At 51.2% G+C, this 22,280-nt stretch carries 16 protein-coding genes; 6 read left to right on the forward strand and 10 right to left on the reverse strand.

Annotation, left to right across the window (positions count from 1 at the left end; translation table 11 throughout):
- Positions 1-4: 4 nt before the first annotated feature.
- Complete coding sequence (locus tag ACG2E4_RS03680; RefSeq protein WP_395261220.1) at positions 5-1,264, reverse strand: M14 family metallopeptidase; 1,260 nt, start codon at positions 1,262-1,264, stop codon at positions 5-7.
- 228 nt (positions 1,265-1,492) lie between these two features.
- Between ACG2E4_RS03680 and ACG2E4_RS03685 the strand changes: the two genes are divergently transcribed.
- The 4 genes from ACG2E4_RS03685 (at position 1,493) to ACG2E4_RS03700 (ending at position 9,816) form a co-directional block, all read left to right on the forward strand.
- Entirely contained in the window at positions 1,493-3,388 is a 1,896-nt protein-coding gene (locus ACG2E4_RS03685) for an outer membrane protein assembly factor (protein ID WP_395261218.1), read from the forward strand.
- Positions 3,388-7,866 (forward strand): translocation/assembly module TamB domain-containing protein, encoded by a 4,479-nt coding sequence (locus tag ACG2E4_RS03690; RefSeq protein WP_395275743.1) that lies wholly within the window; start codon positions 3,388-3,390, stop codon positions 7,864-7,866. Before ACG2E4_RS03685 ends, ACG2E4_RS03690 begins: the two co-directional genes overlap by 1 nt.
- A gap of 226 nt (positions 7,867-8,092) precedes the next feature.
- Positions 8,093-9,193, forward strand: a complete 1,101-nt coding sequence (locus tag ACG2E4_RS03695) for an aminopeptidase (protein ID WP_395275744.1) — start codon at positions 8,093-8,095, stop codon at positions 9,191-9,193.
- Between the two features lie 218 nt (positions 9,194-9,411).
- Positions 9,412-9,816 carry a DUF1761 domain-containing protein gene (locus ACG2E4_RS03700; RefSeq protein ID WP_395261212.1) on the forward strand — a complete coding sequence of 135 codons (405 nt, stop codon included), beginning with the start codon at positions 9,412-9,414 and terminating at the stop codon, positions 9,814-9,816.
- 106 nt (positions 9,817-9,922) lie between these two features.
- Here ACG2E4_RS03700 and clpB read toward each other — a convergent pair whose 3' ends face one another.
- From clpB to ACG2E4_RS03715, 3 genes are all read right to left on the reverse strand, one after another.
- Positions 9,923-12,556 carry an ATP-dependent chaperone ClpB gene (gene clpB / locus ACG2E4_RS03705; protein WP_395275745.1) on the reverse strand — a complete coding sequence of 878 codons (2,634 nt, stop codon included), beginning with the start codon at positions 12,554-12,556 and terminating at the stop codon, positions 9,923-9,925.
- Between the two features lie 170 nt (positions 12,557-12,726).
- Positions 12,727-13,125, reverse strand: a complete 399-nt coding sequence (locus tag ACG2E4_RS03710) for a PIN domain-containing protein (RefSeq protein WP_395261208.1) — start codon at positions 13,123-13,125, stop codon at positions 12,727-12,729.
- A 49-nt stretch (positions 13,126-13,174) separates the two neighbouring features.
- Positions 13,175-13,372, reverse strand: coding sequence for an AbrB/MazE/SpoVT family DNA-binding domain-containing protein (locus ACG2E4_RS03715; RefSeq protein ID WP_395261207.1), 198 nt, complete (start codon positions 13,370-13,372; stop codon positions 13,175-13,177).
- 114 nt (positions 13,373-13,486) lie between these two features.
- On the opposite strand from ACG2E4_RS03715, the gene ACG2E4_RS03720 reads away from it, so the two are divergent.
- Positions 13,487-14,029, forward strand: a complete 543-nt coding sequence (locus ACG2E4_RS03720; RefSeq protein ID WP_395261205.1) for a macro domain-containing protein — start codon at positions 13,487-13,489, stop codon at positions 14,027-14,029.
- 39 nt (positions 14,030-14,068) lie between these two features.
- On the opposite strand, the gene ACG2E4_RS03725 is transcribed toward ACG2E4_RS03720, so the two are convergent.
- The gene (locus ACG2E4_RS03725; RefSeq protein ID WP_395261203.1) at positions 14,069-14,875 is read right to left on the reverse strand and encodes a S1/P1 nuclease; all 807 of its coding nucleotides are present in this window, start codon (positions 14,873-14,875) and stop codon (positions 14,069-14,071) included.
- A 112-nt stretch (positions 14,876-14,987) separates the two neighbouring features.
- Here ACG2E4_RS03725 and ACG2E4_RS03730 point away from each other — a divergent pair, with 112 nt between their 5' ends.
- The gene (locus ACG2E4_RS03730; protein ID WP_395261201.1) at positions 14,988-15,362 is read left to right on the forward strand and encodes a DUF2784 domain-containing protein; all 375 of its coding nucleotides are present in this window, start codon (positions 14,988-14,990) and stop codon (positions 15,360-15,362) included.
- A 60-nt stretch (positions 15,363-15,422) separates the two neighbouring features.
- On the opposite strand, the gene ACG2E4_RS03735 is transcribed toward ACG2E4_RS03730, so the two are convergent.
- The 5 genes from ACG2E4_RS03735 to ACG2E4_RS03755 all read right to left on the reverse strand — a co-directional run bounded on the left by ACG2E4_RS03735 (position 15,423) and on the right by ACG2E4_RS03755 (position 21,997).
- The gene (locus ACG2E4_RS03735; RefSeq protein ID WP_395261199.1) at positions 15,423-16,457 is read right to left on the reverse strand and encodes a DnaJ C-terminal domain-containing protein; all 1,035 of its coding nucleotides are present in this window, start codon (positions 16,455-16,457) and stop codon (positions 15,423-15,425) included.
- 181 nt (positions 16,458-16,638) lie between these two features.
- Positions 16,639-18,135 (reverse strand): Do family serine endopeptidase, encoded by a 1,497-nt coding sequence (locus ACG2E4_RS03740; protein ID WP_395261198.1) that lies wholly within the window; start codon positions 18,133-18,135, stop codon positions 16,639-16,641.
- A 196-nt stretch (positions 18,136-18,331) separates the two neighbouring features.
- Positions 18,332-18,760, reverse strand: coding sequence for an Hsp20/alpha crystallin family protein (locus tag ACG2E4_RS03745; protein WP_395261196.1), 429 nt, complete (start codon positions 18,758-18,760; stop codon positions 18,332-18,334).
- A gap of 608 nt (positions 18,761-19,368) precedes the next feature.
- Positions 19,369-20,757 carry a class II 3-deoxy-7-phosphoheptulonate synthase gene (locus ACG2E4_RS03750; RefSeq protein WP_395261260.1) on the reverse strand — a complete coding sequence of 463 codons (1,389 nt, stop codon included), beginning with the start codon at positions 20,755-20,757 and terminating at the stop codon, positions 19,369-19,371.
- A gap of 130 nt (positions 20,758-20,887) precedes the next feature.
- On the reverse strand, positions 20,888-21,997 hold the full coding sequence (locus ACG2E4_RS03755) for a WG repeat-containing protein (protein WP_395275746.1): 1,110 nt from the start codon (positions 21,995-21,997) through the stop codon (positions 20,888-20,890).
- Positions 21,998-22,280 lie beyond the last annotated feature (283 nt).

Genomic DNA, 22,280 nt, shown 5'->3' on the forward strand with positions numbered 1-22,280 from the left:
GCCATTACAGGGATTCATCCTCAATGAGCAGCTTCATCATCAGGTTGGCGGCCTTGCGGGCAACCGCCTGAAGTGAGTCGCGGTCGGCACGGTCATCCACTTCATACGTCACCGCATCAGCTCCGAATGTTCTGTGGATCCAGTTTTTGGTGATGGGCGAACGGGTGTCAAACGGTTCAACCGCAAATTCGATCTTCGGAAAGGCGGCCTGGATAGAGTCGACCAGGGTGTAGGTGAAATCTTCCGGGAATGTGTCGATACTCCGGTTGATCGGGTAGAAAATATTTTCATTGGTCGAGTGGAAGTCGATTCCGTAGTAGACGGTGAGATTCGGATTGTTCTTCATTCTCTGCTGCAGGTGATTCCTGATCGCCCTGGTTTCCGGCTGGTTGAAATTGGTCCAGTCGCGGTTCAGGTCCACACCCGCCGCATTATGCCGCCAGTGACCATTATCAGCTCCGTCGGGGTTGGCAAACGGGAAGGCGATCACTTCAAACCGGTTGCGAAACTGCCCGGCCAGGGGCGACTCACTGGTGATCTCCTCAAGAAAAGCAAGTGCGGCCATCTGCCCGGTAATTTCGGGAGGATGCAGGCGCGAGGTGATAATGACTACCCCGCGGGGTTGATTTCCATTGGATTGGGTTATCGTCAGTTTCTCAATCGGCCTGTTCTGGTGAGAGTAGCCGACTGTATCTCGTGTCACAAACGGGTATTGGCTCAGGTTTGAAGCCCACCAGTTGTACTCTTCACTGCTGAATATCTCCTGGGCGCTCACCCAGAGCGGTTGGGGGGCAAGGTCCAGCCGGAGCAGGGCCGTGCCCGCGGTGGTGTCGGGTCGATATGCAGAGGAATCGATGGGGAACCAGTTCTTGCCGTCGTAGCTCAGATCGGGATAGTAGCGGTGCGTTCCGTGCTCGTAGGTCAACTCCACCCAAATGGTTTTCGGCACCTCAGACCAGGCCTTGAAACTGTACCAGGGACTATTGTTAACAGGATGATTTTCGGGCTTGATGACAGCCCGGTAGAGCGTATCGTTAACCTGGTAGAAGTCGTTCAGCCGGGTTCCCGGGGCCTCATTCGAAAACCAGATTCCATCCCTGCTGATGCCGATGGTGCGTTTATGCTGTGGATTTATCTCTTTGTCCGAAGTAACTGTCGATCCCGCCGGATCATAAGAAAATCCGGTGAATTCGTCCGTCGACGAACAGGCGGTAAACAGAAAAAGAAGTGTGCAGGGCAGTAAAAAATGCGTCGTTATATTCATCGAATGTTAAGAAGATTAATTCAGTATAAAAGAGGCAGGAAACTAATACACATTTTTGCTTTTGCGCAACCAATTCCTTTTTGTGTGTTAGAACGTTTGTCGTATACTTAATTTTTTGATTTTATTTATGCAGGTTTCTGCAACAGAATTGTGCAATTCACCGAATAGTTGAAAATACACCAGCTACATATAATCGTCTGCAGGGGCGTTTGGGTTCTTTTGGGAGTCATGTTTTTTTCGGCATCAGCCGTATTTGCTTTCCAGGATGAGGCGGACCCCGGCGCGGATGTGATGGACCCCCAGGTTTGGGCCGTCGAAATTGATGGTAATAAGACATTCTCGGATATCGTTATCAAACAGATTATTGCCACGGAAGGACCGACGACGTGGGAAAAAATATCGTTTTGGAAACGGGGCGGCCATGAGGTCAACGAAGAGGAGATTCTGCGTGATGTAATCAGGATACGGCGCTATTATGAACGGCGCGGATTTCCCGGGGTGCGCGTGCGTCACCAAATAGAAACAGGAAAGAAAGACTGGAAGCGGGTGGTCCGTTATGTGATAGAGGAGAATACACCGATTACGATCCGGGAGGTGGATTACCGGGTTGTGGCGGAGGATCGGGAGCGGGAATATATCACATCCAGCCGGAGCTATCGACAGGCCCGTCAGCGCCACGAGTTTCAGCCGGGAAGGCGCTATCAAACCATCAGGGAACCCGAGATTATCGGTATGTTTACAGATCTGCTCAAAAATCTCGGCTTTGCTTTTGCTGATGTCAATATCATTGCCAATGTCGACAGCCTGCAAACCGCAGCTTCGGTGACAATTGAGCTTGTGCCGGGCCCCGAAACCTACTTTGACGAAATAAATGTGACAGGAAACAAGACGGTATCAGAAAATTACGTGGTGAGGGAAGCCGCTCTGAAGAAGACAGAGCGATTTTCGCAGGATCAGCTGCAGCAGGCGCAACGCGAGATCTTCAATCATCACCTGTTCCGTTTTGCCACGATCAACGTCCCGGAACAGCAGCACGATTCTACCCTGAGGGTAGATATTAATCTCCGGGAATACCCGCTCCGTTCCGTACAATTCCTGGGGGGCGTGGGAACCGAGGATCTGCTGCGCGGGCAAGCCAGCTGGACCCACCGCAACCTGTTTCATCGCGGCCACCGGTTTACCGCAACCGGCCGCGCTTCATTTATTGAACAGTCTCTTAACCTGGACTATCTGCTGCCCTATATCTTCAATACCAAAAGCAGCATGGTATTTTCACCCTTTGCCCAGCATATCTTGGAAAGGAGAATCTACGAACTTTTTCACGGCGGTATCACCAACAGTTTTATCTATCGCTACCGGGAAGACCTCACGGGAACGGCCTCCTACCAGTTTACGCGCAATCTGGAGCTCTCTGAACAGTTTGATGAAGCCCTGCCGGACACCTCTTTTGAATACGACCTCTCTTCTTTCCAACTGAGCGGGTATTACAGCCCCGGTTTTACCAGCCGCGGGCAGCAAGGGTGGGTCGTGCAGCCCTATGCCGAATTTTCGGGACTGTTCGGGGGCGCTGCTTTCTCCTTTCAAAAATTTTCGGTCGACCTGCGCCGGTTCACCAGGATAAGCAGCTCCACCACCCTGGCCACCCGACTTCAGCTGGGGGGGATCTCGAATGTGGCTCAGGATTCTCTTCCCCAGAATATCCGCTATTATCTCGGTGGAACCAGCTCAATCAGGGGATGGGGGCGAAATGAACTGGGACCCAAGCGGGCCCGTTTTGACAGCACTGGTGCGTTTCAGGGATATGCACCCACCGGCGGACAGGCGCAGCTTGGGTTCAACCTGGAAATTCGACAACAGCTCAACACATTTATCAACGGGTTTGGAATAGCGGTATTCGTGGATGGGGGACAGGTGTGGCGGAGGATGAGCACCGTAGGGGACCGACCGATACAATTTGCTCTCGGCGGGGGACTGCGCTACAGCTCGCCGATAGGGCCGATCCGGATTGACGTGGGATACAAGCTGAATCCCACTGACGAGGATCTGAACCTATACGGGGGGACCGACTACGGCAACAATTTTGATCGCATCGGGATACATTTTAGTGTGGGGCAGGCGTTTTGATGGAAGAACGGCAGAAACAACATACCGATACGCAAAACCGGCGGTGGCCCTGGCTCGTGGTGGCCGCGTTTCTGTTAATGGTTATTGCAGCCCGTCTGTCCCTGAAAAGCAGTGTGGTGCATGAGCTTGTGCGCAACCAGATTCTGCAGGTTTCAGGTGAGATGCTTGACGGCGAGTTGCGCATCGGAAGTTTGAAGGGCGACCTTTGGAAACAGGTGACATTCGAGGATATCCAGCTGGTTACGCCGACAGATACCGTGCTGAGCGTTGACACGCTCTCCGTTCGCTACCAGGTGCTGAGTTACTTCAATTCCGTGTTCCGGATCGATCAGATCGGGGTGCACCAGCCGTTGGTTTCTGTGATTGAGCAGCAAGATGGCAGTTTTAACCTGGAGCACTTGCTCAAAGACACGACCGCAGCAGAAGATGATACCACTTCATCCCCGTTCTTCTTTAGTGTTGAGCACTTTTCCATTACTGGTGGCGCCCTGGAGGGACGGCTTCGTTCATTGGGCGCAGATTCAGTTGTTGCCGTACGAGATTTTTTGACAGAAGGGGGATTCGGATTTCTGCCGGAGGGGTATGAGCTGCAGCTGCGGGAGCTGTCGTTCCGAGTTGATGAAACCCGGTTATCGCCGGTTCAAATACGCTCTGCCGGCCGGATTGAGGGTCCGCAGATAACCTTGGAAAGCCTGGTTGTAGGTACGGGTCGGTCTGTGCTGGAATCGAGTGCAGAAGTCAATACCGCCGATTCGACTACTTCCCTGAACTTTTCGGCCGTTCCCCTCTCTTGGAGAGACCTGTCGGTCTACCTGGAATCGTTTCCCCTTCAACAAAATCTGCAGCTCGACCTTAACCTGAGCGGAACGTTCCGCGCGTTTGAGGTGGGAGTGACTGCTGAAACTGGGGGGCTGCAACAGCTGGAACTTACAACCGGTTTCCAATGGAACGAGTCGCTTGAACTGCATCATGCGCGGCTTAATGCCGAAGAGCTGGATCTGGCCACCCTTTTTGCGGATACGACCTACCCCCGTATGAAGGATCTGCACGTTAGCCTGGACGGCCTGGTGGATTTCGGCGAGATAAGGCAGGGTACGCTTGAAGGGACTTTTTCCGCACGGGATATACGGCAGGGAGACTTCCAAATTGACCGGTTTTCCGGGGATTATTCGCTCCGGCACGACCGCCTCAAGGCCAGTGTGAACGCAAGCCGGGAAAAAGAACGCATGCAGGTCGGCATGGAGGCAACACGGATATGGAATGAAAAGCCGGAATTTAGTACGGCGATCAATATGCACAATGTGCAGCCGGAGTACTGGATGCGGGATTCTGCCTATGCGGGAACCATCAACCTGTCGGCGAATATTGATGGAGTTGGCTATCTGCCTGACCAGCGATACTGGGATTACCGGCTGGATTTCAAGGAAAGTGTCATTGGTGGCCAGCAGCTGGCGGTTGCTTCTCTAAACGGGCAGGTAAACGGCAGCCGTTTTACCAGCCGCTCAAGGATCAGGTTGAAGGAGAGTGAATTAAACCTCCGGGCTGAGGTCAATAACTACCTGGAGGCGCCCGAGTATGAATATGAACTCAATATCAACCGTCTGAACCTGGCGGAGTGCAAAGGGCTGGAAGAGCTGCCTACAGCGATAAATGCGCAAATTACGGGGAAAGGTAAATATATAACGCCGGAACAGGTACAGCTCACCTCATCCATTAGGATCGATTCTTCCGTTGTAAACCAGGAATATATTGAAAGGCTGGACGCTGAAATTCAGGTACGTGACACCGTGGCAGAGGTTAGCAATGGCACGCTGCTGAGTGCCATTGCAGACGGCAGCTTTGGCGGCCGCTTCCACCTGAAGGAGTGGTACGATATCGAAAACAGGGTGGACCTGGATTTCCAGGTCAAGGACCTGCAAACTTTTGCGGCCCTGGCCGATGTGGGAACGCTGCAGTCCCGCGGTTCAATTTCGGGAAAACTGCAGCCGGTATATGAAGATGAACTGCAGTTCAGCGGGGCGATAGATTTTGAGGACGTTGTTTATGGTGAAACCCTTACCTCTGACGGGATCCGGGGGAGTGTGGAGGTCCTCCTTGTTGAAGAGCCGGAATTTGTCTTAAACCTGGATCTCAGCAACCCGGTTATAAACTCGGTGGTTCTTCGTGATGTTGGTACAACCGTGCGGGGTAAAGTAACCCCGGATTCCACCTATGGTAGCTTGCAGCTCATGTTCAGCAGCCCCAGTGAAAACCGCATACAGCATGCCGCCACGTATGCATTTTCCCCGGAACAAGCCCGGATACATACGATGGAACTGGAGATTATCAGTGATGTACGGAGGCTGCAGCTCTCTTCCCCGTTTGACTTGCTGGTCCGGGAGCATAGCTTTCACATGGATACAATGCGGATCGAGTCAGATGACGGGGCATTGCTGGAGGCTGCGATTCCCCATGCCGATTCCACCGTTCAGCGCGGGTACCTGATGGGGCGCAACCTGAATTTGACCGTTATCCAGAATACGTTGCTGAACGATGCCTATTTTGAAGGAATGCTGTCCGGACGAATTTTTATTGAACGGCAGGATACCATGTTGTCTTCATCGGGAGACCTGCAAATCGAGGATTTGGTTTACGAGGGCACCGCCCTCGATTCGCTCGCGCTGCGATATCAAATTCAAAACGAACGGCTGGAGGGAGGGCTCCTGCTATACGATGGCGACGAACGGCTGGCCCGGGGACAGCTCCGGGTGCCGTTTAAGCTGGGAGATCCCAATGCGTTTGGATCCTCGTTTTTTGAAGAAGAAGTGTTCGGGTTCCTGGAAACGAAGGAGCTGTCAGCCAATCGTTTTCAGCAGATGTTGACAGATGCCGGGATAACCAACAGTTCAGGCACGATGCTTCTAAGCGGCCAACTCCGCGGCACGGCCGGCAAACCGGAGATTGATGCCACGTTCCGCATGAAAGAGGCGTCCATATCTGGCGTTGCAGTCGATTCAATACAGGCCACACTGGATTATAATCATGCAGACCGGACTTTTATGGTAAATGGCTCTGTCACTTCACTCAGCCAGAAAGCGGCTGAAATTTCCGCTTCCGTTCCGGCCTACCTGGACCTGAAGGATTTCAATCTCGTATTGCCGGATCAGGATGATTCAGTCCAGGTGGATATTACTACCAATCAGTTCAATTTGGCGTCACTGAACGATTTTGTTGACCGAACCGAAATCCGTGAGGTGCAGGGGCTGCTGGATGGTAATGTATCGATTACAGGTCCGCTGAGCGGGCTCTCGGCCCGGGGACAGCTGGATTTCCGTGAGGGGGCGGTCCGGATTGTGGAAGCGGGTGTAAAAATATCGGAGATCGAGTCGGTCATTAATTTTAACGGTAACCGGGTACAGGTTGAAAAGATGCAGGCACGGAGCGGGAACGGCACCTTTACCGCCGGCGGAACGATGAATTTCGACGAACTTCAGCCGGGGACACTGGACCTAGAAATGGCAGCTGAAAACTTTCGCATTGCCAATACTGCTGAGTACAGTGCCATTATTGACATGGATACACAGCTTGGCGGTACCCTGGCGAAGCCCGATGTAAAAGGTGAATTAAGTTTCGTAAGCGGGTACATCTATCTTCAGAATTTCGGTGAAAAATCGGTTGAGACGGTTGAGCTCGACGCTGACTCTGCCTCCGAAAATTACAGTGCCTACGCACAATACGATTCCCTGAGCCTGAATATGGATGTCTCCTTTAACCGGCGGTTTTATGTACGGAACCAGCGCTATCTTGATCTCGAATATGAGCTCGACGGGCAGGTCGATCTTGTCAAAGACCGGGGGGATGACCTGGAGCTTTTTGGGACGCTGGAAGCCTCAAGCGGCTATGCACGTCCCCTGGGCAAGCGGTTTCAGCTGGAGGAGGGTGTGATCACATTTGATGGAACCCCCGCCAATCCGCAACTGAACATCCGGCACCTGTTTGAGCCGCCCCAGCAGGAACTGGGGGATGTACAGATATGGTATATCATTGAGGGAAGGGTGGAAGATCCCCTGTTCAAGTATGAAAGCGAGCCTGAAATGGGGCTCGAGGATATCATCAGTTACACCCTGTTCGGCAAGCCGTTTATGTCGCTGGACCCCTGGAAACAGGTGGTCGCCAACTCAGGCAGCAACATCAGTGCGGCCGACGTGGCGATGGATGTACTGCTTGACAAGGTGGAAACCCTGGCCACGCAGCGGCTGGGGATCGATGTGGTGCAGATCGACAATACCCGGAGCGGTACAAATTCGGGTACGTCCATTAAAACCGGTTGGTATCTGAACCCCCGGGTGTTTTTTGCGATCCAAAATGAAATAACCGGCTCTACACCGGATACGGTTTTTATCCTTGAGTATTTGTTAAAGAAGGATTTAAAGCTGATCATAACCCAGGGTAGCGACAGCCAGACCGGCCTCGACCTTCGGTGGAATTATGACTATTAGAAGTATGGCGTAGTACGTATTTCGTATTAAATTTAGTCATTGGAAAGGGACCGGTGAACCTGCAGGTGCAAAGTAGTGTTTACCAACCCGGGATTTGGATATTGTGACAACCAAGTAGTGCGAAAGGAGATGTCGAATTATACAGGTCGAAGTTCAGTCGACCCCCCCCGAAAGCTTTGGCATTTGTTAAACAGAAATACACAACACGAAATATGTAATAATGACTATGTACACTAACGAAGATCAACAACTAGCCCGAAAGATACTCCATTTTAGCTGCGAGCTGGAAGAGGGCCAAAATGTGATGCTCCAGCTTGTCGGTTTGAACGGCATCGGCCTGCTGCGGGCACTGGTCGCCGAGGCGCGGGATATGAATGTAAACCCGTTTGTTCGGATCGAAGATACCGAAATTCAACGAATGCTGGTGGAGCGGGGAGATAAAGAGTTCTGGGAAAGCCAGGCAAAGGTCGATCAGCTGCCCCTGATGAAAGAGATGGATGCGTTTGTTGGCGTTCGTGCCTCCCTAAACATCTACGAACAGGCCGATGTGAGCAAAAAAGCCAACAAGGCCTACTCCGATTATTTCCAGAAACCGGTCCATTTTGAGGAACGTGTTAAAAACACCAACTGGGTGGTGCTGCGCTATCCCTCGGAGGCGTTTGCGATGAATGCCCGAATGCCCACCCATAAATTTCGCGAATTTTATTATGATGCCTGCCTGCTGGATTACAGCCAGCTCCATGAGGCAATGAAGCCGCTGGAAGAGCGACTCCGCAAAACCGACATGATTCGATTGAAAGGGGAGGGCACTGATATCGAGTTTTCCGTAAAGGGACAAAACTGGATCCCCTGCTACGGGAAGCGCAATATCCCGGATGGGGAGCTTTTCTCTTCTCCGGTTCTCTCATCCGTTGAGGGACATATAACCTATGCACCATCGGTATATCAGGGTAAGCCGTTTGAGTTTGTGAAGCTGGAGGTGCGTGACGGAGTTGTGGTCGATTTTGACTCATCGGATAATGAAAAGCTGGAAGAGATCCTGGATACCGATGCCGGAGCGCGACAGTTCGGGGAGTTCAGCTTTGGACTCAATCCGATTATAGAGCGCCCGATGTACGATATTCTCTTTGATGAAAAAATCTACGGCTCAAATCACCTGACGCTGGGCAACGATTACGAGGAAGCTCCCAACGGCAACGACAGTAGTATCCACTGGGACCTGGTCTGCATCGGTGCTGATGTGTACCTGGATGGGGAAAAAGTGCGAGAAGGCCGAAAGTTTATTACCAAAGACCTGCAGGGGTTGAACCCCGAAAACCTGGTGTAGAATATCGAACTTCAGAGCGGGGAATGTTGAATGATGGAGGATTTCCCCTTCGTAATTTTATATTCCCTGTTCAATATTTTGTGTTTACCTCTCTTTCGATCCGTTATCCAGGCTGTTACTGCGAACTCCAGGCCTGACATCACTTGTGACCCTGATTTTTGATCTCCCATTTTTTCTCTATACTATTTCAATAAACGGGAATTACAAAGGAGAAAAGGATGGGAGCATTATTTTCGCAGCTCAATATCTGGGCGGCACTGGTTGGGGGTATAGCGTACTTCATGACCGGGTGGCTCTGGTACGGTCCGCTGTTTGGCAAAGCGTGGATGCGGGAAAAAGGAATGGGGGAACACCCTGAACCTCCGGAACCGATTAATTTTCTGTACTCTCTTATACTGCAGGGTATTGTGGGAATATCACTTGGCTTGTTTATGGCAGCCCTGGATGCAACCACTGCGATGCAGGGATTGTCCGTAGGATTGGCCGCCGGTGCCGGATTTGTGTTGACTACAGTGGGCGTGAACGGCATCTATAACGATATGTCGCTGAGGCTGTTTGCCATCGACGGGGGCTATCATCTGGCGGGATTTGCAGTGGCCGGTCTTGTGATCGGGTTGTGGTAAAAATTGTCTGCCCAAAAAGTGAAGGGGCAACCCCTCGTACGCCAAATATTCGGTATCAGCGTAAAGGTCTGCCAGGTTTTCACACTGACAGGCCGTTTGGACGCTGTTAATCAGCCCAAGCTTCAACATCATCGTAGACTTCAGCAAATTCGATCTCTTCGCCATTTTTGCTGAGCGTAGCCTCGAACTGCGTTACCTCCTCTTCTTCCCGCTTGATCAGCTCTGTGGCAAGCTTGTCCACAATTTTGCGCTGTATCAACCGCTTGAGCGGACGGGCGCCGTACACCGGGTCATAACCGCGTTCGGCCAGCCAGTCTTTGACGGGATCTGAAATCGAGAGCCTGACATTTTTCTTTGCAAGCATTTCGAAGACCCGCTTGAGCTGGATATCCACGATTTCCCGTATATGCTCTTTGTTGAGCGGGTGGAATACGATGATATCATCTACGCGGTTCAGGAATTCGGGGCGGATCGACTTTTTCAACTGATCCATCAGTTGGTCCTGCAACTCGTTGTACACCTCTTCCGTAAATGCGCCGCCGGTTTCCTCAATTTTGTCCTGGATCAGGTGCGAACCGATGTTGCTGGTCATTATAATGATAGTGTTGGTGAAGTCGACCGTGACACCCTTGTTGTCGGTCAGGCGGCCCTCATCCAGCACCTGAAGCAGCATGTTGAACACATCGGCATGCGCCTTCTCGATTTCATCCAGCAGGATGACGGAGTACGGTTTGCGCCGCACCGCTTCGGTGAGCTGCCCGCCTTCGTCGTATCCCACGTAGCCGGGAGGAGCTCCGACCAGGCGACTGACGCTGTGACGCTCCATATACTCGCTCATGTCGATGCGCACCATGGCGTCCTCATCGTTGAAGAGGAAGTTGGCCAGTGAACGGGCCAGTTCCGTCTTCCCGACGCCCGTAGAGCCAAGGAAGAAGAACGATCCGATCGGTCGCTGGGCGTCCTGGAGTCCGGCGCGCGAACGCCGAACGGCATTGGAAACCGTTTCGATGGCGGGGTCCTGCCCGACCACCCGTTTGTGGAGCTCTTCTTCGAGGTGAATAAGTTTTTGCCGCTCGCTCTGCAGCATCTTGCTGACCGGGATGCCGGTCCACCGCGAAACGATATCGGCGATATCCTCATACTCAACCTCCTCCTTGAGCATGGCACGACCTTCCTGGACCTCATCGAGCTGTTTCTTGGTATCCTCGAGGTCTTTTTCCAGTTGTTTAATTGTGCCATAGCGAAGTTCAGCGACTTTTTCGTAGTTGCCTTCCCGCTCGGCCTTTTCGGCCTGGTTGCGGGAGGTATCGATCGCCTCTTTCAGGTCGCGCGTCTTCTGGATCAGTTCGCGCTCGGTATCCCACTGGTTCCGCATGGTGTTGCGCTTTTCTTCCAGGTCGGCCAGCTCTTTTTCAATATTCTGTATTTTTTCCTCGTTCTTGTCGCGTTTCAGTCCCTCGCGCTCTATTTCGAGCTGGCGTATCTGCCGTTCAACCTGGTCGAGCTCTTCCGGCATCGAGTCTATCTCCAGGCGCAGCCGGGAGGCGGCCTCGTCGATAAGGTCGATCGCCTTGTCCGGCAGAAACCGGTCGCTGATGTACCGGTGAGAAAGTTCTGCGGCTGCTACCAGCGCCTCATCCCGGATTTTGACCCCGTGATGCAGCTCATAGCGCTCCTGCAGTCCCCGGAGGATGGAAACGGTATCTTCCACCGTGGGCTCGTTGATCAGCACTTTCTGCATGCGGCGCTCCAGCGCGCGGTCTTTCTCTATATGTTTTCGGTATTCATCCAGGGTGGTGGCCCCGATGGCGTGCAGCTCACCGCGGGCCAGCGACGGTTTCAGGATGTTGGCGGCATCCAGCGATCCCTCGGCCGACCCTCCGCCGACGAGCGTGTGGATTTCATCGATAAAGAGGATAAGTTCGCCGTCGGAGTCGATCACTTCCTTGACCACCGCTTTCAGGCGTTCTTCAAATTCACCGCGGAATTTGGTGCCGGCCACCAGCGCACCCATGTCAAGCGCCACAATGCGCTTGCTTTTAAGACTTTCGGGCACGTCGCCCCGGTTGATACGAAGCGCGAGTCCCTCGGCGATGGCCGTTTTACCGACACCGGGTTCCCCGATAAGCACCGGGTTGTTCTTGGTGCGGCGCGAGAGGATCTGCATGATGCGCCTGATTTCCTGGTCGCGCCCAATGACGGGATCCAGCTTGTTCTTTTCGGCCATCTCGTTCAGGTCGCGACCGTATTTCTCCAGCGCGTTGTAGCGGCTTTCGGCATTGGGGTCGTCCACTTTCTGAGAGCCGCGGACATCTTGTAATATTTTAAGTACATCATCCTTTTTGACGCCCTGCTGTCTCAGCAGGTTGCCGGCCTCTCCGCTGGACTCGAGCATGCCGATCAGCACGTGTTCGGAGCTGATATATTCGTCCCCGAGATCATCCGCCGATTCCTGGGCTTTGTCAAAAAGTTCTTTGGCGTTGTTCGAGAGATACTGCCCCGAGACCGACGCTCCCTTGACGACCGGCAGCTTATCGATCCGCTGTTCGAGGTCGGTTTTTAACTGGGGTGCGCGAACGCCCAGCTTGTTGAGTATCGTATTTACCACGTTCTCCGAATCATTCAGCAGGGCCAGGAGAATATGGCTCGGTTCCACGGCCTGGTGGTTCTTGCCGGAGGCCAGGTCAAGCGCGTTCTGAACGGCCTCCTGCGCCTTTAACGTAAATTTGTTGAAATTCATAGCAGGGAATATTGAGGTTAACGTCTTTTTATTTTCTACTCTTAACTGTTGCCAATACCATACCGATTTTGCAAATATGACGTTATTGCAGAATTAATTAACCAGGTATGCCGTTTTGGGGAAAGCGGGAAAATCAGGTAGCGCCTTGTCAGGGGAATCCTGTCTAACTGTTACTGGAGGAGGGAAAAATGTGCCAGATTGGAGGCGGCTTTGTCGAAGGTGAAAGTGATTTTTGTATCCATTTTCTTATTTAGAATACCAATATAGCAATCCAAAAAGTCAGCACTACTGGAGGCGTATTCTCTGATGGCTTTTTTTACTACAGTCGGCTGACTAAAAGAGATGTGCTTGGTCTCAAATATTTGTTCAATAACCATTAGAAATTCCTTTCGAGAATATCCATAAACACTGGTCAGCACCCAATCTAATTCGGCTAATATCACTTCATTTATTATGAATGTGGCTTCACTTTTGTAGGAATCGAACAGTTCCTGGACTCGGTCAGCCTGTTCAGGATCATCTTCAGTGAGGTATCGAACAAGAATGTTGGTGTCGAGTCCGATCTTCATTTGCTATACTTCTTTTTTAGATATTCTGTAACTCCCTTTTCCATTTCTTCTATTGAAAGCGATTCTTGGTCAGGTCGGTGCAAAATGCCTCGCAAGCTTTCGATATTTTTTTCTGAGTTTGTATCTTGATGACATCATCACTGTCAACTATAAAATTAACGTTATCCCCCGCTTTTAGGTTTAGCTTTTCCCTGATCCTTTTGGGGATGGTGATCTGACCTTTGCTGGTTACTGTTGCTTGTTCCATGATTTTTTGATTTAATTCTTATAACAAGTAAGAAATTTGCAGGGAATTTTCCAATCAACTGCCATCCTTGTTTGTACTAAACAGTGATAACCGGAACAAAATTTTCCAATCGTTATGGATAAAACAGTGATTTCCGGAGTTACGATTGAGCTGAAGCGCGGAGACATAGCAAAGCAGGATGATATTGAGGCGGTCGTAAACGCGGCCAATGCACAACTGCGAATCGGGGGCGGGGTAGCCGGGGCGATCCATCGCGCGGCGGGACCCGGCCTGGCCGAGGAGACCCGGCCGCTGGCCCCGATCGACCCGGGGGAAGCGGTCATCACCGGCGGTCATCATCTGCCCAACGAATACGTGATTCACTGCCTGGGACCGGTCTACGGCCGGGACAAGCCGGAAGAGAAGCTGCTGGCAAATTGCTACAGGCACGCCCTGGACCGGGCCGAGGAGAATGAGATCAGCAGCGTGGCTTTTCCCTCGATCTCAACGGGTGCGTTCGGTTACCCGATGCGGGACGCCGCGTTTGTCGCTTTCAGCACAATTTCCGACCGGGTGGGCGAAGGACTTTCTTCCGTGAACCTGATCCGGTTTGTGCTCTGGGGTGAAGAGGCGATGACCATCCACCAGCAGGCGATGGAAAAAGTGTTTGAATCATGAATATCGAATATCGAATGATGAAGTGCGACCCTTCGACATTCAGTATTCCTTGTTCCTCGAGTCGATATTTCCCTGGTTTCCGTAAATATCATTGAGGACCGCCGCCAACCGGACCCCGGCCTGGAGCAGTCGCTTTTCCACGATACTGAAATTCTTGTAGGTGTATTCATAGCCCAGTTCCCTGTCGCCGGGCAGATCGTAGACCTCATCCCGCAGCTCCATCGACTCCCGTGCCCAGTCGAGGATACCAGAAGACTGCCATTGTCGAAGCTCCTCTTTGGTGGGATGATTCACGCTGTTGGAGAGCTCGGTAAAACTCAGTTTGGAGTCGTCGATCATTTCGCTGTCCCACACCCGGTGCAGGTTAGAGTATTCCCAAAACCATTCGAGGTCCACATCATTTCCGCCGCGGTCTTTACCCGTACCCACATGCAGCGGCTGGTGGATGTCACCTACCAGATGAACAAGCATTTTTAGTTTTTCAGCCTCCACGTCTGGGGATAACGCTCCTTCTTTTAAATCAGCAATAATATCACGGAGCGCCTTGATCAGGTCGCCATCGGGATTTTTTTCGGTTTCCGCATAGTTCTGCCCGTCGGGAATGGTCACCCAGTGCCAGTCGTGGGTGTGATCATATTGCGGGTCTGACCGAATCTCGTCCATCCAGGTGCTGGCCATGGCGAGCGACTCGTGTCCCAGAATGTCGGCAATCTCTTTTTGTGCCCCGGGGGTAAGGTACTGTTCAGCGATATCACCAACTACGCGATGGCCGGTTTTCCCCCACTTTTCTGACAAAGAGCCGTTCACGGTAAAGAGCAATGAACATATTATTACTAGTGCGTTCATATGGTGTAATTTATTCGATAAAGAGTGTTCCGATTTGGGAGATAATATCTCTATTTTTTTACCCGATGGTAAGTCTTTATGAATAATTCTAACAATAATTTCAGAAGCCGGGATGTATCAATTTCTGGACCTGTTTTTTATTATTTTTCATACCCTGCTGGTGTTATTCAATTTGTTTGGCTGGATATGGAAAAAAACGCGCTGGCTGAATTTCCTGACGCTCTCGCTGACAGCTTTTTCCTGGATTGTCCTGGGGATTTGGTACGGCTTCGGCTACTGCCCATGTACCCACTGGCACTGGCTGGTTCGGCGGGAGCTCGGCCATTATGATATGCCAAACTCGTATATCAAGTTTTTGGTGGACCTGTTTACCGGCTGGGATGTAAGTCCCCTGCTGGTTGACTGGGCCACCGGTATCTCTTTCTTGGCGGCATTTTGCATTTCCCTCTACCTTAATTACCGCGATCACACTCTCAAGAATCGTTAGCAGGCGATACTATCGCTGAATCCGCATACCTTTGGAAATGTCGATTCTGGCACCTGCACCTTATCCCGATGTTTTCTCTGCAAACTTTTTAAACAGCTCTTTTTCCTCCTTGCTTAGATTTTCAGGAACCTGGACCATGGCACGCACGAAAAAGTCTCCTTTTTCGGATTCATTTTTGAATTTGGGCATGCCCATATTGGGGATGCGGAACAGGTCCCCGCTCTGTGTTCCGGCGGGGATTTTAAGCTTTACTTTTCCATTGAGCGTAGACACCCTTGTTTCGCCTCCCAACACCGCTGTACTGAGATCAACCGGGTGATCGTGGTAGATGTCATCGCCTTTGCGTTTGAAGTCTTTAGGCTCCTTGATATGTATCTTGAGGTAAAAGTCTCCACGTTGGCCGCCGCGTACACTGGAGCTGCCCCTGCCACTGACTTTTAGCTTTTGACCGTCTTTTATTCCCGGGGGGATTTTTATTTTCATTTTTTCATTCCCGATACGCACGGTGCGGCTCGAGCCCTCAAACGCCTCTTTAAGCGTGATGGTTACAGTAGCGGTGACATTTTTTTTGGTTGATTTCTGTCGGTTTTGCCGCGTGCCGGCTCGCGATTGTCCGCGATAGGTTTGGGAGCCGGCTTGTCCCTGCTGCTGGGCTTCTGCAAATGGATTTCCTCCCCCAAAGAGACTCTCGAAGAAGCTGGAAAACGGGCTCCCCCCGCTGCTTCCCCGGCCTTGGCCTTGCCGGGCCCGGCCGCCAAAAAGGTCATCCATGTCAAAATTGACACGGTAGGATTGGCCCTGACCGCCGCCCCCTTGCCGCGCGTAACGAGACCAGTCAAAATCGTCAGCAGAACCGCCGGAACGCTGATATCTTTTCCAGTCTTTACCGGCTTTGTCATAGAGTTTACGTTTTTCAGGGTCTTTTAGAACTTCATAGGCTTCCCCCACCTCTTTGAATTTATCTTCTGCAGAGGGATCATCAGGATTTTTGTCAGGGTGAAATTTTGCCGCCTTTTTACGATACGCCTTCTTGATTTCATCCTGGGAAGCGTTCCGACTTACTCCCAATATGTCATAATAATCTTTGTATTCCATGTGGATCGGGCTCAGTTGTCCAAATTCATTGCTATTTATAATATGAGCAAAATGGATGCCAGTCTTCAGAAAATAACTAATTGGCAATACCAAGCGGAAAAATAGTCAGGTTGACATATCCATAAAAAACCCCCGGCGGGATAGACCGGGGGCCAGGGATCATGATGAGGTAGGTTCTTCGTTACAATTCAAAAGCGATGAATAATCCGTTTCCTCCCCGCAAGATGCGCATAAGGACGACCTGGTTTTCCTCCTCAACGAGTTGACTCATAATGTCATTGAAGTCGCTCACATTTTGTACCGGTTCTTTGGCGATACTGGTAATAACATCTCCCTCACGAAGCCCCTGCCGGTATGCATCGCTGTTTCGCCGGATGTTAGTTACCACAACTCCGTTTTGATTTGGATCGATCTGCAGCTCTTCCGCAATTTGGGGAGTCAGGGTTTGCACACTAAAGCCCACGCGCTCCTGCAGGTTACGGTCCGGCGCGCCTTGCTGGCTTGGACCGGCGGAGGCCCTCAGATCGTCCGGCAGTTGACCGAGTGTTACAGTTATATCGAGCTCTTCGCCATCGCGGATTACACCAAATTCAACTTCAGTTCCCGGCCGTTTGCTGGCTATCTCCGTGCGGAATGAGAACCAGCCGTCAACGGCTTCCCCATCCAGGGTTGTGATGACATCGCCCTCTTGGAGGCCGGCCTCCGAGGCAGGACCGCCATCCACAACGCCGCCGACAATTACGCCCTGCGGTTTTTCAAGTCCCAGTGCACGGGCCATGGTGCGATCCACTCCGTCACCGGTTATACCCAGGTATCCGCGTTGCACTTCACCGGTTTCAATAAGCTGGTCCATAATATTCTGTGCCAGGTTAGCGGGAATGGCAAATCCCACGCCCTGGTTGCCGCCGGACCGGGATGCGATGGCGGTGTTAACACCCACGAGCTGACCATCGAGGTTGATCAGGGCCCCGCCGGAGTTGCCGGGGTTGATGGCGGCGTCTGTCTGGATAAAGTTTTCATATCCTCCCGTACGCTGGGCCAGTCCTATGGTGCGCCCCTTGCCGGAGACAATGCCGAAGGAGACCGAGTGAGCGAGATTGTCCCCAAATGGACTTCCGATCGCCATGACAAATTCACCGACACGCAGGTTGTCGCTGTTTCCAAATTCGATTTCGGGCAGATTCTCGGCATTTATTTTAAGTACGGCTATGTCGGTCATGGGATCGGTGCCCACAATTTCAGCTTCGAGCTCATGGCCGTCAAGGGTTCCAACCCGTATATCCTCGGCCCCCTCCACCACGTGGTTGTTGGTGAGGATGTATCCATCTTCTGATACGACTACGCCGGAGCCGAGTCCGCTGACTTCACGTTCCTGGCTCCCGCCTCCCCGGGGATCTCCAAAGAAACGAAACAGGGGATTTTGAGGAGCTTCAACGGTCTGGGTCGTAAAGATCGTCACAACCGCCGGTTTCGTTTTTTCCGCAATATTGACAATTGCGTCATTCAGATCTTTGAGGTTATTGATCGGTTGATCCTGCGAAGGCTGCACCTGGGTGTCAAAGTCGGGCAGGCTAATGATCGACGCCTGGTCGGATCCCCGGAAATCTACCGTGTAAAACCCCACCAAAACCAGCGCCAGTATTATAATCGCAAGGAATGATTTATTTGAGTGTTTCATGAGAAACTCCATTTTTGGAATAATTAATACTTTTGAAAAACGGTTTTATGTTCCAGATCCTTTAACAGTCATGGAAAGCGGATTATTGTACTTGCTGATGTTGAAAAATGAAAAGCCGGAGTTGCATTTCATTGCAACCCCGGCAGATTGTATGGATGTGTTATCAGCTGTCGGGATCTATAAGGGATACGGGTCGTTAGTGAATTTCAATCTGTTTCTTCACTTTATCTTCCGTTTTCTTGATACTGATATTTAGCAAACCGTTTTTGTAGGTGGCGTTGATGCTGTCTTCATCCACATTGTCGGGAAGCTGGAAGGAACGGTTGAAAGAACCATACCGGGTTTCTACACGGTGATAGGTTTTTCCCTCTTTCTCTTCCTCGAACTTCCGTTCGCCACTGATGGTCAGCCGGTTGTTGTCCAGGCTGATATCGATATCCTTTTTCTCCATGCCGGGCAGTTCTACGCTGACTTCAAAACTGTCGTCGGTCTCGGAGATATCGATACCCGGAACAAAGCTATTGTTGCGCTGGTTGACGACATCATTGAAAAATTCATCCATGATATCGGAAAAGTTTTTTGAAAAGAGATCTTTGTTTGGCCGGTTATATCTTATGAGTGTCATAATAGTACCTCCACAATGTTATTTTGATTAAATTTTTCATCTTTCAAAAACTCACTTTTATAAATGCAAGCGATATGCCAGAGGGGTTGAGCGCCAAAAATCATGACAAACAGCCAATAAGCTCCTGTGTTTTTTTCAGGTGTACGTGAAAAAGGAAAAAGTTGTCATCAATTAGCTGGCCAAAGCGGCAGAAGAGCTGTAAAAAGTTCAGAGTGGCCTGGTTAGTAGTGATTTGGGAAGTACTACTGCCGGCTGCTCTCAGAATTTTCCTGGCCTCAACAATGAATACCCAATCGGCCGGTTATGAGTCATTTTGTTATGGTGGGGACGTAAGAGTTGAAAAAAGCCCATCGAGCTAACGATGGGCTTAGAAATTTGAAATAGCGGGATTCGGAACTCGGGATAACCCACGTTCAGGAAAACGAGGACTATGAAAACCAGGAGTTTTGGTCAGGATTAATCCCTGAGCGGATTCGGAACCGCAGTTTATATCTCATTAATGAGGATATAGAATCCGCGAAAATGCCGATATTGGCCAAAACAACGGTTTTGCAAAGCCCTCGAAAACCCTAATAAGAAATAATCCAGTAACGAACCGAACAACGAAACTACCGCTTGTAGCTTTCTTTCCACTCTTTGGCAAGCAGAAAGGCCATCTCAAGGCTCTGTTCATAGTTGAGGCGCGGATCGCAGTAGGTCTCGTAATTTCGGTGAAGCTCTCCTTCGTGCAGTCCCTTGGCACCGCCGACACATTCGGTCACGTTGTCGCCCGTCAGCTCGAGGTGCGCCCCGCCGAGGTAGGTGCCCTGATCGCGATGGATCGCAAAAGTCTGCCGCAGTTCTTTGATGATGTCATCAAAGTTGCGGGTTTTAACGTTGTTGTCGGTTGAAAAGGTGTTGCCGTGCATTGGATCACAGATCCAAACTGCGGGGAATCCCTCCCGCTTGACCGCCTGAATGAACTCCGGCAGCTGCTCTTGTACGTTGTTTACACCAAAACGGCTGATCAATACAATTTTACCTGCTTCATGCACGGGATTCAGCTTCTCAATCAGTCGCAGGGTCTCGTCAACTTCAAACGGCGGTCCCACCTTAATCCCGATCGGGTTGCGGATGCCGCGGAAATATTCCACATGGGCTCCGTCAATATCGCGGGTTCGGTTGCCGAGCCATACCATGTGGCTGCTCAGGTTGTAGAATCCTTCACGGCGCGGTACCCTGCGCGTTTGGGCGGAATCATAATACAGGTTCAGAGCCTCGTGTGAGGTATAAATATTGATTTTTTGAAGGGTATTGAAATCGTTGGGCGTGATCGACTCCATGAAGCTTACGGCCTTTTGGATGGAGTTGACCATCGTTTCGTACTCCTTGTAGTATTTGTTCTGCTTCATGAAATCCAGCTCCCAGTACTCGGGGTGGTGCAGGTCGGCAAAACCCTCGTCGGCGAGCGCCCGGAGGAAGTTGAGCGTCAGCGATGCTTTTTGATAGCCCTCCAGCAGCCGCTGGGGATCGGGCTTCCGTGCTTCCGCATCCGGCTTGAAGCTGTTGATAAGGTCGCCGCGGTAGTTCATGATTTTCTTGCCATCCACAATTTCGTAATCACTGGATCGCGGCTTGGCATATTGACCGGCAACCCGACCGATGCGAACCACCGGTACCCCGGTTTCATGGATCAGGATAAAGCTCATCTGCAGGAGCACCTTCAGCAGATTCACGATTTTTGGGGATTTGCAGTCGGCAAACGTTTCGGCACAGTCGCCCCCCTGCAGCAGAAATCCGTTGCCGGCAGCCACATCGGCCAATTTGTTTTTCAGGGCTTCAATTTCCCATGAAGTAATCAGCGGGGGCAGGGAGCGCAGCTCCTCGTAAGCAGCTTCCAGCTCTTGTTGATCCGGGTATTCCGGCAGCTGTTTAATGGGAAAATTCTGCCAGGAAGTGGGAGACCAGTCTTTGGGGTTGGCTACTTCGGGGGCTACGGTTTTTTCTTCTTTCAACATCATGTGTATTCTACTTCGAGACTGCAAGTTTTATGAACGTTTAGATTAGCCAAATATAAAGAAATGGGCAATTTAAATATAGTCTTATACCACCCGGTTTTTATTATTGTAGCTGGCCGGAGATTTCGCTTTAATTTTTAGGCTCAAGCGCAAAAAGCCCTTTTTTGTTAATGTAGGCATATTTGTTCCCCGTTTTAACCAAGCCGAGGCCCAACCTGAAATCCCACGCATGATCAAAAATCGGTTCTATGATTTTTTCCCCGTGTTCATCTATATATCCAAATTGATCCCCTATTTTGATGCGTGCGATCCCGTTTTTGAACCGAAACGCCTGGTCATATGAGGGCTCGACAATGAATGTGCCCCGCCGGTTTATGTAGCCGAACTTGTAGGCATCGAGATTGTCGGCAGACAACGGCAGGGCAACCGCTGCCTTACCCTCGGAAAAGGGGCCCGCTTTCAGGAATTTCGATTCGATGGCAACCCGGCCCAGCGTATCTATATAGCCGAACTGCTTGAACTCCATCTCCACTGCGGCCAGCCCTTCAGAAAATGGATGGGCCCGGGGATACTGCGGTTCAACGACGAACGCCCCATCGGGATTTATATATCCCCATTCCTGGTGTCCCGGGGTTTGCACTCGTGCAAGGCCGTTGTTGAATGTGCCGGCGTACAGGAACTGAGGTTCAATTACAATTTCTCCCTCTTTATTTATATAGCCCCATCGACCATCTTTATTGAGTTGCACAGGAGCCCGACCCGCACTGAAATTACCGGCATGGACAAATCTGGGCGGGATCCGGTACTCCCCGGACTTGTCAACATATCCGGATTTCCCGTTGACGGTCACGCGCGCCAGTCCTTCCGAGAAGCTGTAACCGGCATCAAAGGCGGGTTCAATAACAAGCTTACCACGTTGATCGAGGTAGCCGACCCGACCCAGTATGTTTATCGCTGCCCGTCCTTCGGAAAACTCGTACGGCCAGTTGCTGTCTGAGATGAACTTGAAATGGGGATGAATCTGGGTCGTAAGCGTGGAATCGATAAACCCGATTTTGTTATTTTCAACGTAGGGGAGCAGTGCCCGGTCTTCGGCTGTTTTCATGGAGGTACAACTTGCCAGCAGTAAGCTGACAGCCAGTACTGCGGGATATACCCACCTGCGGGTATTCGATACCGCCTCCCGCCCGTCTGTGACAGAGGTGGATTCGGATGCTAAGGATTGTGTCAGTGGTACCATCGTATAAAAGGATATCTTTCTGTTAATATTTTTATTCCACAGAGGGCTTTGAAAAACCAGCAGTTTTGGTCAAGTTCAACCCTTGATCGGATTCGAAACCGCAGTTTATATCTCATAAATGAGGATTTCGATTCTGCGAAAATGCCGATGTTGGCCAGAACAACAGTTTTTCAAAGCCCTCTCCACATTTAATACACATAGGTGCAGCGGGCAACTATTCAGGTGCATCACAGATTGCCGGTCTGCCTGTGCATGAAGCGTTCCTGATCGCCCGTTGAAGATC

It is taken from the genome of Halalkalibaculum sp. DA384, from assembly GCF_043951955.1.
GTDB lineage: Bacteria > Bacteroidota > Rhodothermia > Balneolales > Balneolaceae > JAMQKA01.

Excerpts from the sequence above, each read along its gene's own strand:
- ACG2E4_RS03680 (WP_395261220.1), bottom strand. The coding sequence starts at position 1,264 with ATGAATATAACGACGCATTTTTTACTGCCCTGCACACTTCTTTTTCTG.
- ACG2E4_RS03685 (WP_395261218.1), top strand. The coding sequence starts at position 1,493 with ATGTTTTTTTCGGCATCAGCCGTATTTGCTTTCCAGGATGAGGCGGAC.
- ACG2E4_RS03690 (WP_395275743.1), top strand. The coding sequence starts at position 3,388 with ATGGAAGAACGGCAGAAACAACATACCGATACGCAAAACCGGCGGTGG.
- ACG2E4_RS03695 (WP_395275744.1), top strand. The coding sequence starts at position 8,093 with ATGTACACTAACGAAGATCAACAACTAGCCCGAAAGATACTCCATTTT.
- ACG2E4_RS03700 (WP_395261212.1), top strand. The coding sequence starts at position 9,412 with ATGGGAGCATTATTTTCGCAGCTCAATATCTGGGCGGCACTGGTTGGG.
- clpB (WP_395275745.1), bottom strand. The coding sequence starts at position 12,556 with ATGAATTTCAACAAATTTACGTTAAAGGCGCAGGAGGCCGTTCAGAAC.
- ACG2E4_RS03710 (WP_395261208.1), bottom strand. The coding sequence starts at position 13,125 with ATGAAGATCGGACTCGACACCAACATTCTTGTTCGATACCTCACTGAA.
- ACG2E4_RS03715 (WP_395261207.1), bottom strand. The coding sequence starts at position 13,372 with ATGGAACAAGCAACAGTAACCAGCAAAGGTCAGATCACCATCCCCAAA.
- ACG2E4_RS03720 (WP_395261205.1), top strand. The coding sequence starts at position 13,487 with ATGGATAAAACAGTGATTTCCGGAGTTACGATTGAGCTGAAGCGCGGA.
- ACG2E4_RS03725 (WP_395261203.1), bottom strand. The coding sequence starts at position 14,875 with ATGAACGCACTAGTAATAATATGTTCATTGCTCTTTACCGTGAACGGC.
- ACG2E4_RS03730 (WP_395261201.1), top strand. The coding sequence starts at position 14,988 with ATGTATCAATTTCTGGACCTGTTTTTTATTATTTTTCATACCCTGCTG.
- ACG2E4_RS03735 (WP_395261199.1), bottom strand. The coding sequence starts at position 16,457 with ATGGAATACAAAGATTATTATGACATATTGGGAGTAAGTCGGAACGCT.
- ACG2E4_RS03740 (WP_395261198.1), bottom strand. The coding sequence starts at position 18,135 with ATGAAACACTCAAATAAATCATTCCTTGCGATTATAATACTGGCGCTG.
- ACG2E4_RS03745 (WP_395261196.1), bottom strand. The coding sequence starts at position 18,760 with ATGACACTCATAAGATATAACCGGCCAAACAAAGATCTCTTTTCAAAA.
- ACG2E4_RS03750 (WP_395261260.1), bottom strand. The coding sequence starts at position 20,757 with ATGTTGAAAGAAGAAAAAACCGTAGCCCCCGAAGTAGCCAACCCCAAA.
- ACG2E4_RS03755 (WP_395275746.1), bottom strand. The coding sequence starts at position 21,997 with ATGGTACCACTGACACAATCCTTAGCATCCGAATCCACCTCTGTCACA.